This window comes from Nocardioides sp. GCM10027114 (assembly GCF_042659625.1).
Classification (GTDB): Bacteria; Actinomycetota; Actinomycetes; order Propionibacteriales; family Nocardioidaceae; genus Nocardioides.
Map to the genome: position 1 here is coordinate 1 of NZ_JBHSSS010000026.1, position 919 is coordinate 919.

At 73.3% G+C, this 919-nt stretch carries 1 protein-coding gene; it reads right to left on the minus strand.

The window, feature by feature from the left end; translation table 11 throughout:
- A partial coding sequence (locus tag ACFP2E_RS14340; RefSeq protein WP_378539344.1) for an HNH endonuclease occupies positions 1-919 on the minus strand: 919 nt, incomplete at both ends.

Here is a 919-nt window from a genome sequence, read left to right on the forward strand (position 1 = left end):
GGCCCCCACGGGCGCGCAGCCGGACGGATCGACCACCGGCTTCACGACGATCTGGGCGTCGGATGCCGCGAGCCAGGTCCGGATCTGGTCGGTCGTCACCGGGCACCGCAGTCCCTCGACCCGGCCGAGCGGGCCGGTACCGACCACGGCGTCCTCGGACACGTGGATGACCAGCGCGATCTTCCGGCGGCGGGTGGGGCGTCGGTGCAGCCGCCGCGGAGAGCCTGACTCCGTCTCTTCCTCATCGCTGCCGGTGAGGTCGAGTGTCTGCGCTCCGCGAGCGAGCTCTCCGACGGCTTTGGACCGGCGCACGTCCAGGCTCTCGTCGGACCCGAGGTGGCGCAGCTGGGTGGCGAGGTCGGCCACCGCGTGCTCGAGATCCATCGCGTCGGCGGCGTCGAGGACGCCGTGGACGTCGACGGTGCCGTCCAGCGTGGCCTGGTCGAGGTGGATGTCGAAGCCGCGGTGGTCGGCCGCTCTGCCGAAGCGTTCCTGCGCCAGGTCCCGGTCGTGGCGGGCGATGGCCTCGTCGACCAGGTCCTTGAGCCGCGCGAGGCTGATCTTGTGCGCCACGTGCGCGACGTGCCGGTCCACGAACTCCGCCGCGTCGGGGTTGAGCGCGATGGTGTGGCGGGCGACGTGTCGTGCTCGCCAGGCCGGCAGGTCCCCGTGGACCACGCGGCGGTAGAGCCGCGGGAGGCGGTAGCGCAGCTCGACCGCCTCACCCAGGAACGCGCGACCGGCGTCGGTCGACATGCCGAGCGAGGCGGCCCACTCGGCGACGCAGAACTCGGTGATCAGCGGGGTGCCCTCGCCGGCGATCGGGACCGCCGTCTCGGACCCGTCCAGCTCGAACCCCGCCGCCTCGACCAGCGACTCCGCGGGATGCTGGACCGCCCACTCCACGGCCGCGACCAGG